Raw genomic sequence first — 14,851 nt, forward strand, 5'->3', positions numbered from 1 at the left:
AAATCGGACACCCCCCTTTCGTAGTCCGATTTTCCAAATCGGACACCCCCCCGGTCCCATTTAGAAAATGGGACAAACCTTTGTCGTCCGATTTTCCAAAGGGTGTGTTTCAAATAGGTTGCTCAGGCTGCCCGCGCCGTAGGACAATTTGCCGAAATTGTCCCTTCACGGCGGAGGACAATTCAGCGAATTGTCCTACAGCAAGCGATAGTCAACTGAAATGGATTGCTCAGGCTGCCCGCGCCGTAGGACAATTCGGCGAATTGTCCTACAGCAAGCAACCGTCAATTGAATAGTTTACAGGGTGCGCCGTCCGTGCCAAACGTTGCGCAGCAGCAGGTAAGAACCGACCATGATGAGCAGAATGGGCCAGCCGAAGCTGCCCAGGCCAAATCCGCTGATGCCGATGACCAACTCGAAAAAGACGAAGCCCACGACAAACATGATCAGGCCAATGCGTATCAAGTTCTGGCCGTCGGCAACCATTTTGTCGCGGTGGTGACGGCGGCCATAAAGCAGTTGCGCCAGGCCAACGGACGTGGGCGCGACGAGCGCCCAGGCATATGACCAGCTGGCCCACAAGCCCGTTATGTTTTGCAAGAGGAGAAGGAGACCAACGGTGGTGATGATTGTGCCGGCAATTGTCAGCCCGCCCCCCGAATCATCCGATATGCCCAGGCCCAGCATAAGGATCACGCTACCTGGAATCAGGATAAAAAATGGCCAGGCGTACGCGCCGAGACGAATATCAAACAGTTCTCCCAATAGAAAGAGTATACCTAACGCGATGAGAATGCCACCGAGCAGAAGATTGCTGTTTGTTCCGCGTGTTGGGGCTTTTTCTTTATTCATATGTACCTTCCTTGAAGTGTCGATGTATCATCGAGTTTTGGTTTCCATCTGGTTCCTATACGTGTTTCTAATGATGCTGTTGCGACGGATGGTTGCCGGCATTTCCCAGAAAGCGTACCATCATAGCTGAATTTCCATCATCCTCGTCAAACGGATCGAATATGTATGAATGAATTTGCCGGCACGCCCAATCCTCTCTCGTTTGCACGCATCAGCCGACTTGTGGGGTTGTTGCTCTTCCTGATATTCCTCAGCGGCTGTCGCCTGGTGGACACCATTCTAGCCCGTGGCGACGCAACTGACGCCCCCCCACCTGTTGGTTTCTGCTCCGATACATCCGAATCCTGCCTGGACCCGGAGGCGACGCCGCTGGTTTCGCCGTCGCCGACACCATTGGTAGCTGCTGGCCCGGCCTTTCCTGGCGCGGCAGCGGCCACGGAGACGGATGCCGCCGCGCCCACCATCGTGTTCTTCCACGCCACCACGGAGATGGCCGTCCCTGGGCAAACAATCACGCTCACCTGGATTACGACCAACGCCATCACCGTCACGCTGCGGCGGATAACGCCCGCGGACGAGGGGGACACACCCTGGAATGTGCCGGCAAGCGGCACCTTCGCCATTCCCATACCTGAATCCCAGCGTGACGGTATCCGTTTCTCCTTGACGGCGTTGACGGAGGATGGCGCTTCCGTGACCGACCTGTTTGATCTTTCCGTGGTCGCTCCCTAAACCCCCAATTCAGTCAACCGCTTTGGCGGCGTCGAAGGCGGCCAGGGTGCGCTGGCGCGCCAGTTGATGGTCCACGATAGGCGCCGGATATTCGCGCCCAATGCGGCAGTGCGTGGCTTGCTGCAAGGCGGGGGGCATTTCCCAGGGGGTGTGGATGTACCGGTCGGGAACCAGGGCCAGTTCCGGCAGCCAGCGACGCACGAAGTCGCCGCGTGGGTCGAATTTCTGGCCTTGTGTGGTGGGGTTGAAAATACGGAAATAGGGGGCGGCGTCCGTTCCCGTGCCGGCACTCCACTGCCACCCCCCATTGTTTGCCGCCGGATCACCGTCCAGCAAATGCCGCATAAACCACTGCTCCCCCTTGCGCCAATCAATTAGTAAATCCTTGACCAAAAACGACGCCGTGATCATGCGGGCGCGGTTGTGCATCCACCCCGTTTCCGCCAGTTGGCGCATGGCCGCGTCCACCACCGGATAGCCCGTTTCTCCCGCACACCAGGCAGCAAAGGTGGCCGCGTCCTCGTTCCAGGCGATGTTGTCATACTGTGGGCGGAAGCTGCGCCGACGCGCGTGGGGGAAGTGGTAAAGGACGTGGGCGTAGAACTCGCGCCAGATCAACTCGGAAAGCCAGGTTTCCGCCCCTTTGCGCGCGGCGACGTCAGGAGCCTGCTCCATGGCTGCCACAGCCGTCACTACGGCCAGCCGCGGCGATAACTGGCCGAAGCGCAAATAGGGAGACAACCGCGATGTGCCCGTCGTGTCCAGGTCATGACGCCGACGGTCATAGGCGCGCAGGTCGCCGGCGACAAAGCTCGCCAGGCGGCGCCGCGCTTCCGCTTCTCCAGGGGGGAAGAGGGGATTGGTAGGCGGCGCCGGGTCGGCGGGAACAGGCAAACCGGACAAATACGGTGGCGTGGGGATGCGCATGGGCGTGGGCAGCAACCGGTCCGCGTCTGGTCCGGGCAGGCTACGCCAGGTCTTGCTGAAGGGGGTGAAAACGGTGTACGGAGCGTCGGCTTGCGTCATCACGCTGCCCGGAGGCCGCACGACGAACCCCCCGTGCAGGTGCAGAGGCAACGCCGCGCTCACGGCGGTGTCTCGCCGGCGGGCGTAAGGGGAGACGTCCGCCTGGGCGCGAATCGCGGTGGCTCCTGTTTCCGCCAATATCTGGCGCAGCACGGCCATAGGTGGCCCTTGACGCAGAATAAGACGACTGCCGCGCCGGCGCAGGTCGGCGTCAAGCTGGCGCAAACTGGCGAAGAGGTAAGTGAGTCGTTTTTCGCCGACGTAGGCGGATTGGAGCAGAGCGGGATCGAGGATGAAGAGGGGAACGACGGGCGCGCCCGCCGTCATGGCGGCGGTGAGGGCTTCGTTGTCATGCAGGCGCAGGTCCCGCCGTATCCACCAGATGGTTGTCATGCGCCGGCCTGGGCTATTTCTTGCCGCCCCCGCACATAGCGGTACAGTTTGATGCCGCCGGAGAGGATGCCGGCAATGAGGAACACCAACAGGTAGTCAATCACGGGAATGCGAACAATTTCATTCAACTGCGCCCACCCCCGCTGACTGTAGACGAGGAGAACGCCGCCGACGTAGACGGCGAGGACGGCGGCGCGGGTCAGCCGAGACCAGCCGAGTCCGTGCATCTGGGTGATAACGAAAATGCCGGCAAAACCAAACAAAAACATCGGCCAGATACCATTCCCCTGGTAGATTGCCACCAGCGTGCCATGAAATAGCACCGTCACTTCCTGCACCAACATCCACCACTTGTTGACGTGGAGACGTGTCAGGAACAGACTGCCTTGCAGCAGCAGCAGGAATGTGTAGAAAAAGCCAATCAGATGGCCGCCGGTGGTTTCCATGGGATGGTACCAGAAAGTGTACACCACCGCCCAGGCGAAAATGTAGCCATGATAACGTCGCACCAGTCGGACCACCTCGCGGGAAAGCGGTGCTTTCTTGCCAAAAAAGAGACCGCGCCGGGGATTTTCCATCAGCAGCACCAACACCAGCAGCAGGATCACGGACCCTTGCGAACTGAAGATAGACACATCTTGCGCCAGGCCATCATACCAGAGGTGGGTCTGCACAAAGTGCAGGAGGATAAAGAACGCGTTCAGGCCCAGAGCCAGCACGTTGACCGGGTGCAGACCCGCCGTGTACTTCTTCACCCGCGTCTGAGCGTAATAAATCAGTCCCCACAGGGTGATTTGGTGCAGCGCGTAGAAGCCCCAGACGGTAGCACGGCTCCAGAAGGTTGGTTCAGGCAGCTTCCAATAATACCAGGCCACGCCCTGATCGGGCAGCAGCGTCGCACGTACATTATCCAGCCACGGCCCCGCTGCCCAAATGCCGAAAGTGAAAAGCAGGCTAAACAGAATGCCGCCCCACAAGGCCCATTGGGCGGTTGCTTTGTCGTCGAGTTGCTGCCAGCGGCGCGCGGGCCTGCGGGCCAATATGTCGCTCATAATTAATCTCCTGACGGATGAAGTTGGTGTACTGGCGGAGCAGCCTGGGGCCTGGGGGATGGCTGGCCGGTGGACCGCAAGATGGCCTGGGCCACGCGCAGGCCACCCAGGGCCGTGGCGGCAGTCGATTGGCCGGGGAAGATGGTGTCCCCGACCAGCCACATGTTTGGGGTCAGACGAGGCCCCCACGCTTGAAACAGACTGGTCTGGGGGAACCCCCCTACCCAGCCCCAGACGCGGCGCGTGAATCGCTGGAACGTGATGGGCGTCCCTGGCAGGATCAGGCGGGCGGCGTCGCGCAGACCGGGCAGGGCAACTTCCGCCGCCGCCAGGATATGTTCCGTGTATTGGCGCTTGCGTGACTCGTAGGCGGCGCGATCACCGTGGAATAGCTGCCACCAGGGGGATAGTTCCGTATGCGTGCTGATGGTCAGGGCGCGCTGGCCGTCGGGGGCGCGGTTCGCGTCCCAGCCCGGACTGAGGGAAAGAAAGAGGCTGTTGCCTTCGCCCAGCGGTTCGCCCGTGATGACCTGGTGATGCAGCGGGCCGCCGTTGGGAACGGCCTGCTCGTCCAGCCCCACGTAGAGCATGAACGCGCCCCAGCCGGTTCGCGGCTGCGATGGCAGGCGACGGAGTGGGCGGGGCAAATCATCCCCCAGCAGGGCGGCGATATTCCAGGGAGTCAGGTTGGCGATGACCACGTCGGCGGTGAACCGACCGCCGCTTTTTGTCGCCACGATGATGGGTTGGCGCGGCTGGCGCAGAATGCGACTCGCCTCCTGGCGGTAGAGGACGCGCCCGCCGTGTCGCTGGATAGCCTGCGCTAGCGCGGTGGCAAGGCCACCCATGCCGCCGGTCAGGTGGACGATGCCCCGTCGCGGCAGATCCAGTGCCGCCGCGCCGTAGAGGGCGTTAGCGTGCGCGCTGGTTGTCTGGGCGGCGATGAGGAGTTGCCCATCAACGAACTGACGCAGCCCGGCAGGGGCGCGGCGCAGATGCGCGGCAACGGGGCGAAAAGCGTCCGCCAGCAGCGCGGGGGAGAGACGGCGGGGATCGCGGGCCAGCCAGGATGCGCCGTGCCGCAGCACATTGGCGGCGTCGGCGGGTGTTTGCGGCGGCCAGGCCGGCCCACGCAGGGCCAGGTCCCAGAGTGCGTCGGCAGCGTTTTCTTGCCACTGCCAGAAGGTATCGGCCTGGTTGCCAAAGGCTTCGCGGCGCATCCGCCAGCGTTCGTTGCCGCTGACTCGTTCGATGCGGCGGCCATCGGGCAGGTGTACGCTCATGGCGTGGTTGGTGGGGTGGGTCGGCCAGCGGTCAATCCCGGTAGCCTGGGCAACACGGTCCATGGGACCACCGGGGTAAAAGCCGCCGGCCAATGTCGCGCCAGCATCAAAACGGTAGCCCTGGTGGTAGAAAGTGCCGGCACATCCTCCCGGATACACGTGCGCTTCCAAGACGGTGACATCGCGCCCGGCTGCCGCCAGGACCGCGCCTGCCGTGAGGCCGCCGATGCCGGCACCGATGATGACGACGCGCTCAGGCACGATTGCCGGCCTTGTCCGCTGGCGATGAGGTGGGCCGCAGCAGGCGGCGCGTCCGCCAGGCACGATAAGCAAAAAGTAGCGGCAGACCCCACCACATGGACAGTCCAACCAGTCCCCATAACGGATGGTTTTTGCAGACGGCTTGTACTTCGTCCACGACCTGCGTGTGGTGGTCGCCCAGGGAGATGAAGGTGTGCTTGTGGGTCCATTGAGCGAAGGGGCCGCGCACCTGGCGGTCAATGAAGCCGTGTTCGCTGACGTTTTCCATGCGCGCCAGCCAGCGCAGGGGGAGCGGCCCCAGCCAGAGGGTGAATTCCATCTCGTCCCCTTCACGAATCTGGCGGGGGGCGCGGTGGATTTGCACGATGATGGGGGGCGGCGTGATGGCGGCCATGCTGCCGGCATTTTGGTGGAATGCGGCGACGGTGCGCAAAGATGCCGGCACATCAAACGAATGCCGATAAGTACGTAGCTTCATGCCGGCACCTCTTCCCGTCTTGCTGCGCGCACACGGCGCGACGTGGTCTCGTCCTCAACCGACTGCTCTTCCGCCAACAGCCGCGACATCCAGGCCACAACAATTTCGCCTCGCTCATTCAGATTATTTTGCAGCGCGCGGCGATACGCTTGCAGGTAGTGCCGCAAAAGGCCGGGAGCCACGCGGTAATTGAACAACAGCCCTTCTAGCCACGAAATATCCTCGGCGACGAGGGTGATGTCGCCTAATTTTAACGCCGCGCTGATGTTGTCCGCCATGGCATGGTTGGCGCGGGTGAGCAGTGCCGGGGGGATTTTCTCTTGCGCCAGTTCCTGCCATGTTTGCGCTTCTACCAGCGGGCTGCGATCCGTGAACTCGGCAAGCGCCTGCTCGTAGGCGAGGGGCAGCGCGTGGGCGGCGGGCGGGGCGGGGCGCGTGTGCAGCAGGCGGGCGGCATTCCGTGCGGCATCCTCCAGGCGTTCGCCGAGGAAGTGACCGGGAATGCGTGCCTGAATGCGGGGGCGTGCATTGAAAATTAATCCGCCGTACGCCACCATATTGCCATGGCCGGCCAACATCCGCGTCATTTCCATCAAGGAGGCAGCCGTGTGCAACTGCTGCGCGGAAAGGATGATCAGATCGGCGTGGGTGCGTTCGATAGTGGCTTGCATCTGTTCCAGAGGCACATTCACGCCCAGATAAATGGCGTCCCAGCCCTGGCGGCGCAACAGCAACAGCAGCAGCAAGGGGCTGAATGTGTGCTGTTCGTCCGGGGGGCAGCCCACGAGGATGCGGCCCGCGCGCGTAGGGGGCGGGGTCGCCATGAGCAAGGCGTCCAGGCGGCGCACAGCCAGCGCGGAGGCAAAGTGCTCCTGCTGCACGCTCACCCGTCCTTCGTACCAACCGCGGCCGATTTCTCCCAGCCCTTTTTGCAAAATCTCGAAGCAGGCATGCTCCGGGGCAAACAGGGCAAACGCCTGGTTCAGCGCATGTTGCGCGGCTGGCTCGTCAAAAGCCATGCACGCGGCAATCCATTTTTGGCGCAGCGTGGTGATGGGATCCCCCTTGGACAGTTCCGTGACCGTCGAGGTCGCGGTGTCCTGCTCCGCCATGCGCATTTCCGCGAGAGGGTCTTTGCCTTCCGCTTCCAGGGCATGCCAGAGGTTGACAGCGTGGCTGATGCTCAGGCCTTCTTCTTGCCGGGCTACCAGCCAGTGTACGGTGTCGATGTCTCGCTGTGAGTAAAGCCTGTGTCCACCCGTGGTGCGTTCCGGATTAGGCAAGCCATACCGACGCTCCCAGGCACGCAACGTGTCCGGTTTGACACCCGTTTCATGGATAACGGCCTTCAGGTTATACGTGGGGAACTCCATACTTGCGTTCATTTCGTCCTTGGGTCTTCTCGTGCGTACAAGAAACGTAACTTTGCCCATCCAGAGGTGCGACGCACCTCACCGAAATCTTGTTTAACTCCCGCTCCTTACGGTGAAATCTGGGCCGTTCAACCATGATCATAGCAGCCCATCGCTATTTTGTCAAGTTTTTGTACATAAATATATGGACAGCACGAAGCAACTATACAGCATTTGTGCGCCCGGCACGGAGAGTGGTCATTAGCCGACGACGCGCCGCCGCCGCCAGACTTGCGCGCCAAGAACCAATCCGAGGAGGAGGGGCATGCCCAGGGCGACGGGGGCGACACCGCCGGGATTGAGGGGGGAGTATGGCTGTACGGTCATGTGAATGCCGGCACTCACCCCAGGCAAACTTGTCGTATCCGGACCATCCGGGGCGGGGATGGCGACCATGTAGGCGAGGTAATCCCCTTCGAGGATCGTGTTGATCGTCCAGGTGAGGTCGGCGGATGCGCCCGGCGCCAGCGCGGGGATGGTTTGCGTGCGCTCCGGGGACCAGTCTTCCGGGTCCACGGGGTCGCCATCCCCCAGGTTGACAATGTTCATGGCGACGACGATGGGGGCTGACGTATTGGGGTTGTGGTTGGTGACGGTGGTGGTGAAGGCGAAGCTGTCGCCGGTGCGGGTTTGGACGTGGGTGGTGTCGATGGTGATTTGCAGGGGGGCGGCGGGGGTTTGGGCGTGTGCCGGCATTCCGGCACACATCGATAGCGCGAACACGACCAGCGCCGGGAGGGCGCGGTGACGTCTGGGACGCCACGATCTTACTTTGTCCCCGGTTAAATCCAGGCGGGGGGCGGCGATGAGGAAGAGGAAAATGCCGGCAACCACCGCCAACACAACCGGAGCCGTCAGCCAGGAAGCCATCTCGTCTACCGAGCGATTGTTCACCAGAATCTTTTCCAAGAACTGGTTTACCGACTCCAGCGGATTGATACGCTTCACCAGCCGCCCCATGAACCCTGTTTGCGCCGTACCTGGAAACTGCGTGGGCAGCAGGAACAGGACGGCCACGAACAGGCTGAGGAAAAGACTGGTGCGATTGGAGGTGGCGGCCAGGCTCACCAGCAAGCCAAACGCGGTGAAGCCAAAGACCAGCAGCGTCCCCAACAGGAATCCCCACAACAGCCCTTGCGCGAGGATAGTGCGGTTGGGGGCGAGGATGGAGAGGTGAATGCCGGCAATGAGCATCGCCGGTGGCCAGACAGACATAGACGCCAGAAATTTGCCGACGACAATCTGGCGGCGGCTGGTGGGCACGAGTAGTAGCCCTTCCAGCGTGGCCCGCTCCCGTTCGCCGCTGATGCTGTCCGCGGCCATGAGCAGGCTGATAAACAGGCTGACGCTGATGCTGATCTGTAGAATCATAAACACCATTTCCCGTGGGGGCAGCAGCTTCAACTCGTTGTTCGTAGCCAGGAGAAACGAGGTCAGGCCCAGCAGGATGCTGAACAGCAAGAGAAAGGTCATGGCCCGACCACCGCGCCAGAGGTCGGATAACTCTTTTTGGGCGACCAGTCGCCAGCCGGAAATCGATTTGCCTGATGGCGTTCGTTCTGTCGTCGTCATGATAGTCGTCATGGGATTGCTTCCTCTGTAAGTTGAAAGAATACGTCTTGCAGGCGTCCGTTTTCCCCTTCAAAGCTGAGAACGGGGATTTGCGCCTGAATGAGCGCCGCCAGGAGCGGGTTAAGATCGTGCGACTCCCCGTCATCGCGCAGATGGACGTTGAGCCACTCGCTTCTGCCGTTGGCCTCGCTTACGTGGCTGACTTGTGGCAGTGCCGTTAGCTGCTGGCGCGCCCGTGCCCGCGCCTCGGCGGGGACGTGGAGGCGCGCCAGGCCTTGATGGGCGTTTTGCATCACTTCGGTCACGCTACCGTGAGCGACGACCTGCCCCTGCCGCAAGATCACTACGTCGTCGCACACCTCTTCCACTTCGGTGAGCAGGTGGCTGCATAAGACGACGGCGGCCTGCCGCTGGCGGGCGATGCGGCGCACCAGTTCCAGGAGTTCTTGTTTGCCGCGTGGGTCTAATCCCAGCGTTGGCTCGTCCAGGAAGACGACGACGGGATCGTTCACCAGGGCGCGGGCGATGCCTAATCGCTGACGCATACCGCGGCTGTAGGAGCCAATGAGGGCGTTGGCGCGTTGGGCCAGCCCGACTTCCGTCAGCAGTGCGGCGGCGTTGGCTTTGGCGGCGGCGACGCTGTAGCCGTAGTGCTGGCCGAAGTAGACCAGGAACTCGGTGGCCGTCATCTGCCTGGGCAGCCCCAGGCTTTCGGGCAGCACGCCGATTTTGCGCCGGATCAGGTCCGGGTGTTGGGAACTGATGCCGGCAATCGTGAATTCACCAGAAGTGGGTTCGAGTATGGTGGTGAGGATGCGGATGGCGGTGGTTTTGCCGGCGCCGTTTGGGCCGAGGAAGCCGAGGATGCGCCCATGTTGGAGGGTGAAGGAAAGCGCGCGTAATGCCGGCACATTCCCATAGGCCTTGCGCAAATTTTGCGCCGACAAAATAGGATGGGGGGAGACGGGGCCGCCTGTCAGGTGAGAATCCGTCATTAGCAAAAACCTCCTTGTAACGCTGGATCAGGGTGGATGCGGAAGTTGATCATGGCGCTGCCCGCCGCCACGGCAGATGAAAGACGGCAAGAGTCTTGACCGGACATGTCGACGTCCACGTTGAATGAAGACTTCCGCGGTCTATTTTCAGGACAGGGTGTGAACTTGGAGTTAGTTTAACGGGGGGGATTAAGAAAGTGATGAAGACAATGTGTGAACGGTTCTTAGGGAGCGTCCAGATTTAATGCTTCCCCAGATTGGTTCATACCTGGAGATTGAGCCAACCGGGTGAATCAGGCGGCTATTTTTCGGATATGCCGGCACACGGCAGCGAGACAATAAAGGACGCCCCCTGATTCAGCCGGCTCTCCACCGATAGTTGCCCCCCATGGACGCGGGTGATTTCGTAAGCAATAGCCAGCCCCAACCCCGCGCCACCCACCTCCCGCGAGCGCGCCGTCTCCACCCGGTAGAACCGTTCAAACAAGTGGGGTACGTGCTCCGGGGCAATGCCCGGCCCACTGTCCGTCACTGCGATGCGCAGCTCACCGTCCACGGCGGCGGCGGTAATGGTCACCTGGCCATGCGTGGGCGTGTACTTCACCGCATTATCCAGCAGATTAAGGAACAGCCGAATGAGCAGATCCATGTCCCCCTCCAGGACAAGGCCATCAGGTAGAGCCTGCGTCACCGTAATGCTTTTTTCTTCGGCAAGCGGGCGCAATTGGTCCACAATCGCGGATAGAAGGTCAGCCACATCCATGCGGTCCGCGTCGCGCAGTACCCGCCCCTGGTCCAATCGCGCCATCAGCAGCAGGTCATTGCTGAGGCGGGCCAGCCGGTCCACCTGCTCCTCCATCTCCCGCAGCGTCGTTACGTAATCATCCGTAGACCGGGGCTGACTCAGAGTGACGCCGATACGTCCTTTTAGTGCAGTCAATGGCGTGCGTAGCTCGTGCGCCGCGTCCCCCGTAAAGCGTCGCTCCCGCGCAAAAGCCGTTTGCAGCCGATCCAGCATGGCGTCAAACGTCTGCGCCAGTCGTCCCACCTCGTCGGCGGGTCCGTCGTACTGGATGCGCTGCTTCAGGTCGCCGCCGCCGATGGCCTGCGCCGTGCGCGTCATGCGATCAATGGGGGCCAGCGCCCGCCGTGCCAGAAAAGCGCCGCCCAAACTAGCCAGCAGCAGCGCCAACGGCCCGCCCAACAGCATCAGCGTTGCCAACCGCCCCAGCGTGTCGCTGATCGGGTCCAGGTCGGCGATGGCTTGCACCCATCCGGCAACCCCTTCTACATTGAGCGGTAGCACGTAGACGCGCCAGGCATCATCTTGCACCGTCTGCATCGCCGCGCCCGTTTCCGGGCCAACCAGCGGCGGCACGGCGCTGACCTGTCCGGCCACATCCCAGATTGCGCCGGCGGCGTCGGTCAGATAAAGGGTGTATTCATCGCCAACCGGTTCCATTTCGCGGCTTCCCGTCGCCTGAAACCGCAGTTCTTGACCATCGCGCGCGACATTTTGGGCGGCTTGCGCGGCGACCGCTTCCAGAGAGGCATCTAGCTGGCTGAGCAAGCTGGAACGCAATTCGAGATAGAGGAAAGCGGCGAAAAGCAGCAGGATGAGGCCCAGGGTGAGCAGATACCAGAGTGTGAGTCGCCAGCGCAAGGGGAGTTGACGGGAGAAGCGGCGCTTCGGCATGTCAAACTGCCTCGCTCAGCCTGTAGCCAAAGCCGCGGATGGTGTGGATCAGTGGGTAGTCGCTGTCCCGATCAATCTTGCGCCGCAAATAGCCAATGTAAACATCCACGACGTTGGACTCGTTGTAAAAATCGAAATTCCAGACGTGTTCGCCGATTTGCGTGCGGCTGAGTACCTGGTTTGGGTGGCGCATCAGATACTCCAGTACAGCGAATTCCCGCGGACTGAGGTCAATCAACCGGCTGCCGCGCCGTACTTCCCGTCTGGCAGTGTCCAGGGCCAGGTCGCTTACTTGCAGCACGGTCTGGCTTTGCAGAGGGGGGCGGCGCAGCAACGCGCGCACGCGCGCCAGCAGTTCGGCAAAAGCAAAAGGCTTCACCAGGTAATCGTCGGCTCCCGCGTCCAGGCCGGTCACGCGGTCGTCCACCGTATCCCGGGCCGTGAGCATGAGGGCCGGGGTCTGGTCGCCGCGCCGACGCAGATCACGCAGCGCGTCCAGCCCACTCATGACGGGGAGCATGATGTCCAGCACGTAGGCGTCATAGTCCGCCGCCAGGGCATAATCCACGGCAGCGCGCCCGTCGCCGACAAGGTCCACGGCGTAGCCCGCTTCCATGAGACCTTGCCGCACAAAACCGGCAATGCCGGGTTCGTCTTCCACAACCAAAATCCGCATGACAACCTCCAAGGCGCATGATTTGACTGCCCACGTATTATCGGCTCGCCAGCATTCCCAGGCTATGGCGCCGCCAACCATTCATCAAAAAACGCCACGATCCGCCGCGCATACGCCTCTGGATGTGTTTGCGGCAGGCCGCTGTGCCAGGAATCCGGCACATTCCAGTGCGCCTTCGGCTCGCCCGCCAGCGCAAAAAACATCTCGTTCTGCCGCTTTTCCAGGCCACTACCCGTCGACACCAGCAGCAGCGGACGCGGCGCGATACGCCCGATCATCTCGCTGTTTGGCGTCGGCTGTGGCATGCCCAACTCCCAGGACATAAGGGCGAAAAGCAGCGGAAACGGGGTGTGCATGATCCGTTCCCGTATCGTCGCCGGTGGCGGGATGTCATCCCCCACGGCAAAACCCACGCCGTCTACCAACACGGCGCGCAGCGCCTCGTTCTGGGCGGCGGCGTTGAGGGCGATTTCGCCTCCGGTGGAGACGCCCAGAATGCCAATGCGGTTGGCGTCTACTTCGGGTCGGGCTTGCAGGAAAGCAATCGCTGCCGGCACATCCGCAATATCCTGCCAGCCAAAAGAGCGTCGCCGGCCTCCACTTTCCCCGCTGGCGCGTGCATCGTACATCAGCACGCCATAACCCTCCCGCGCCAACACCCGCGCCTGAAACCACGTTCCCATGCGATTCCCCCCGTACCCATGCAGCAGAATCACGGCGGCGCCATTCCGCGTGGGAATGTACCAGCCCGCCAGCGCCGCGCCATCCGGGGCAGCCAGCCTCACATCTTCATACACAAATCCCTCGTCCGCCGGCGTCAGGCAGCAAACATCAGACGGCATGGGTCGCGTCAGCAAGTAGATCGTGCCCTGAACATAGGCGACCGTTCCCAAAAGAAGCGGCACCGCGAGTAACTTCGCCCAATAACGAATGCCCCGTTTTTGTCGTGGTTGTTGCGGCATTGACTGCATCAAAACGCCTCTCGTTTTTCGTTGACGGTTAACGGTTGATTGTTGGCAGCGGGCATCGTTCCACTAACTCCCTCCGGCCATTGCCGTCGCCATTTCCGGGGTGGGCTGCGCATCGGGGAGTTCCTCCTCAACATGGCGCACCCGGGGCGAAGCAAGCGCCATCAGGGTGACAAGAATAACGGTCACGCCCATGACTATAAACAAAAGCCCAATCCCCCGCCCGCCGCCGACGCCAATCACGCGCCCCACCGTCTGGCTTAACGGGCCACCCTCAACCAGCAGCGGCTCAAAAACGTAATCCGCGAGCGGACCGGCGGCCAGTGACGCCACGGGCAGAACGGCCGTCGTTGCCGCATTTTTGAGCGCAAAAACGCGCCCCTGGATGTCTGGGTCCACCTTGCTTTGCCAGATGGCTTCGTCGGAACCGCCGATAATGGGGACGGTGAGCAGTGCCAGGAACATGGCCATGGTGACGAGCATGACCTGGGGGCGCAGACCAATCAGGATCAATCCCATGCCGAGCAAGAAGCCCGGCCCCAACACGCCAAGCACGCGCCGCTTTGGTCCGCCGGACGCGCTCATCAGGCCGCCGCCCACCAGCATGCCCAGGCTGCCAATGGACATCACGCGCCCCAATGTCGTTTCCGTCGCAAACTCTAGCACCAACGGAATAAAGAGAACCTGGGCCACGCCGTAAATCAGTCCCACCAGGCTCATGAACAACAGCAGCCCCATCAGGCCAGGGCGTTGGCGGATATAGCGCCAGCCGGCGGCGGTTTCGTTGCCAAATGAGCCTCGCCCGGCGGCGGAGTCGCCTTCTGGCTGCGCGGATGGGGCCGATTGGGCCAGATGGGGGAGGCGGATCAGGGATAGGGTGAGGACGGCAAAGAGAAAGGTGGCAAAGTCGATGAGGATGACACCCTGAAGGTGGATGAAGGGCAGCAGCGCACCTGCCAGAACGGGGGAGGCGATTTCGCCGACGCCGCGGCCGAGTTGTACCAGGCCATTGGCGCGACCAAGCTGCTCTTTGGGGACGACGCGGGCGATGAGGGAAGCGTAGGCGGGCCATTGGATGGAGCGGAAGGCGGCATTGGCGGCTACGGACACGTAGATATGCCAGATTTCCAGCCGTCCAACCCAAAATAACACTGCAATGAAGAGGGTGCTCAAAGCCGCGCCGGAGTCGCTGATGATCATTGCCAGCCGTTTGTCCCAACGGTCTACTAAGGACCCGGCCAGGGGGGACATAACCACAATGCCCATGTAGAAGAACAGCGTTACCAGCGCCAACTGCGTGGCGGAGCCGGTTCCCTGGTATACCCAAACACTGAGGGCGAAGCTGGTCAGGCCGGAACCGATCAGGGAAACGAGTTGACCGCCCCAAACGATGAAAAAGCCGCGGATGCCTTGCCGCGCCGTTGTCTCTGAACTCATGTGTTATGTCTCCTGTCC

13 protein-coding genes are annotated in these 14,851 nt (G+C 61.8%); 1 reads left to right on the forward strand and 12 read right to left on the reverse strand.

The window, feature by feature from the left end; all coding sequences use genetic code 11:
• Positions 1-297 precede the first annotated feature (297 nt).
• On the reverse strand, positions 298-852 hold the full coding sequence (locus tag H6650_17010) for a hypothetical protein (protein MCB8953708.1): 555 nt from the start codon (positions 850-852) through the stop codon (positions 298-300).
• A 165-nt stretch (positions 853-1,017) separates the two neighbouring features.
• On the opposite strand from H6650_17010, the gene H6650_17015 reads away from it, so the two are divergent.
• The gene (locus H6650_17015) at positions 1,018-1,584 is read left to right on the forward strand and encodes a hypothetical protein (GenBank protein MCB8953709.1); all 567 of its coding nucleotides are present in this window, start codon (positions 1,018-1,020) and stop codon (positions 1,582-1,584) included.
• A gap of 9 nt (positions 1,585-1,593) precedes the next feature.
• Here the strand turns inward: H6650_17015 and H6650_17020 are convergent, their stop codons facing one another.
• From H6650_17020 to H6650_17070, 11 genes are all read right to left on the reverse strand, one after another.
• Entirely contained in the window at positions 1,594-3,003 is a 1,410-nt protein-coding gene (locus H6650_17020) for a deoxyribodipyrimidine photo-lyase (protein MCB8953710.1), read from the reverse strand.
• A complete protein-coding gene (locus H6650_17025; GenBank protein ID MCB8953711.1) occupies positions 3,000-3,965 on the reverse strand; it encodes a hypothetical protein in 966 nt (321 codons plus the stop codon). Before H6650_17025 ends, H6650_17020 begins: the two co-directional genes overlap by 4 nt.
• Before the next feature lie 92 nt (positions 3,966-4,057).
• Entirely contained in the window at positions 4,058-5,599 is a 1,542-nt protein-coding gene (locus H6650_17030; GenBank protein MCB8953712.1) for an FAD-dependent oxidoreductase, read from the reverse strand.
• Positions 5,592-6,077, reverse strand: a complete 486-nt coding sequence (locus tag H6650_17035; protein ID MCB8953713.1) for a hypothetical protein — start codon at positions 6,075-6,077, stop codon at positions 5,592-5,594. The genes H6650_17030 and H6650_17035 overlap by 8 nt, the downstream gene beginning before the upstream one ends.
• Positions 6,074-7,462: a MerR family transcriptional regulator gene (locus H6650_17040; GenBank protein ID MCB8953714.1), complete on the reverse strand. Its 1,389-nt coding sequence runs from the start codon at positions 7,460-7,462 to the stop codon at positions 6,074-6,076. The genes H6650_17035 and H6650_17040 overlap by 4 nt, the downstream gene beginning before the upstream one ends.
• A 228-nt stretch (positions 7,463-7,690) precedes the next feature.
• Positions 7,691-9,073, reverse strand: a complete 1,383-nt coding sequence (locus H6650_17045; GenBank protein ID MCB8953715.1) for an ABC transporter permease subunit — start codon at positions 9,071-9,073, stop codon at positions 7,691-7,693.
• A complete protein-coding gene (locus H6650_17050; GenBank protein MCB8953716.1) occupies positions 9,070-10,056 on the reverse strand; it encodes an ABC transporter ATP-binding protein in 987 nt (328 codons plus the stop codon). Before H6650_17050 ends, H6650_17045 begins: the two co-directional genes overlap by 4 nt.
• A gap of 301 nt (positions 10,057-10,357) precedes the next feature.
• A complete protein-coding gene (locus H6650_17055) occupies positions 10,358-11,752 on the reverse strand; it encodes a HAMP domain-containing protein (protein ID MCB8953717.1) in 1,395 nt (464 codons plus the stop codon).
• Position 11,753: 1 nt separating this feature from the next.
• Positions 11,754-12,428, reverse strand: coding sequence for a response regulator transcription factor (locus H6650_17060; protein MCB8953718.1), 675 nt, complete (start codon positions 12,426-12,428; stop codon positions 11,754-11,756).
• A gap of 62 nt (positions 12,429-12,490) precedes the next feature.
• The gene (locus H6650_17065) at positions 12,491-13,390 is read right to left on the reverse strand and encodes an alpha/beta fold hydrolase (protein ID MCB8953719.1); all 900 of its coding nucleotides are present in this window, start codon (positions 13,388-13,390) and stop codon (positions 12,491-12,493) included.
• Positions 13,391-13,462: 72 nt separating this feature from the next.
• Positions 13,463-14,833: an MFS transporter gene (locus tag H6650_17070; protein MCB8953720.1), complete on the reverse strand. Its 1,371-nt coding sequence runs from the start codon at positions 14,831-14,833 to the stop codon at positions 13,463-13,465.
• Positions 14,834-14,851 lie beyond the last annotated feature (18 nt).

The organism is Ardenticatenales bacterium, from assembly GCA_020634515.1.
Lineage (GTDB): Bacteria > Chloroflexota > Anaerolineae > Promineifilales > Promineifilaceae > JAGVTM01.